Raw genomic sequence first — 1,370 nt, 5'->3', positions numbered from 1 at the left:
CAGCGTGCAGTATCCCGCGAGTTCGCCGTATGTCGTCGCAGTGGGCGGCACGATGCTCTCCACGACCGGCACCATGACGTGGGCCGGCGAAACCGTATGGAATGACGGCGCCGCGTACGCGGACTTAACGAATGTCGATAATGAACGGTCCCGCAAAGAGCGGGGACTGGACGAAATCTCATGTGCGCGAAAAGCGCGGCTCTGATGCTTGGAAGTGCACCATGGCAACCCCTGATCATGTGTTGATCGTCGATGACGATTCTGAAATCCGTAGTCTGTTGGAACGCTATCTCGACGAGAGCGGCTACCGGGTCACCGCCGTGCGGGACGGGAAGCAATTGCGGAAGGCGCTGGCGGAAGCTCGGCCCGATCTGATCGTCCTCGATCTGACGTTGCCCGGCGAAGACGGCCTCAGTCTGTTCCGCGATGCCGGCATAAAGGGTCGCATCCCAGTCATCATGCTGACCGCTCGGGGCGAGGAGGTCGACCGAGTCTTAGGTTTGGAACTGGGCGCCGACGATTATGTGTCGAAGCCATTCAGTCCGCGGGAACTGGTCGCGCGCATAAGAAATGTCCTGAGACGCGTCCGGCAGGTTCCCGAGAACCTGCAACCCGAGTTTGTCCGGTCCTATCACTTTGCGGGCTGGTCGTTGGACACGCGCACACGAGAGTTGCTGTCTCCCGATCAGATGGTGGTGGCACTCTCGGGGACGGAGTATCGCCTGCTGAAGCTCTTTGTCGATCATCCTCGTCGCGTGCTGACTCGCGAGCAATTGAGTGGGCTTGGACGCGGCCGGGAGCTCGGACCGCTAGATCGCATTATCGACGTGCAGGTGAGTCGTCTGCGTCAGCATCTCAACGATAGCGCAAAGGAAGCCGCGCTCATCAAGACCGTGCGCAACGAAGGATACTTCCTCAACGCAGACGTGGAACCGGAACTGTGAAGCGCTGGATACCCACCACGCTTTTCGGACGCATCGTCTGCATCTTGCTCGGCGGCTTGATACTCGCGCAAGCCTTGAGCGAAAGGGTCACGGTCCAAGAGCGAGATCGCCTGTTGTTCCAGGCCGACCAAAGCCAATGGTTTTCACGGATCGATGGTACGTGGCCTATTCGCTGAGTTTGCGCAATCTTGCGGAAATGATGGACGAGCGTGGTATCGCGGTGGATCATTCGACGGTGTACCGCTGGGTCATCAAACTGATGCCGCTCTTCGAAAGGAGGTTCCGCAGGCACAAGCGTGCGGTTGGGAAAAGCTGGCGAATGGACGAGAGCTATATCAAGATCAAAGGCGAGTGGAAATATCTTTACCGGGCAGTGGACAAGGCGGGCGACACGGTCGACTTCCTGCTCAGGGCCAGGCGGGACAA

2 protein-coding genes and 1 pseudogene are annotated in these 1,370 nt (G+C 59.0%); all 3 read left to right on the top strand.

What is annotated here, in order from left to right; translation table 11 throughout:
* The coding region (locus tag VSR34_RS37910; protein ID WP_342965178.1) for a hypothetical protein at positions 1-205 on the top strand (205 nt) is incomplete at its 5' end.
* Between the two features lie 16 nt (positions 206-221).
* On the top strand, positions 222-944 hold the full coding sequence (locus tag VSR34_RS37905; protein WP_342965177.1) for a response regulator: 723 nt from the start codon (positions 222-224) through the stop codon (positions 942-944).
* Between the two features lie 151 nt (positions 945-1,095).
* Positions 1,096-1,370, top strand: a pseudogene (locus VSR34_RS37900) (IS6 family transposase); the annotation flags it as partial.

Origin of the sequence: Paraburkholderia sp. JHI2823, assembly GCF_038900695.1 — a bacterium.
In the GTDB taxonomy this organism is placed as follows: Bacteria; Pseudomonadota; Gammaproteobacteria; order Burkholderiales; family Burkholderiaceae; genus Paraburkholderia; species Paraburkholderia mimosarum.
The sequence above is the reverse complement of the archived record's forward strand: the minus strand, read 5'-3'. Positions and strand labels throughout refer to the sequence as shown.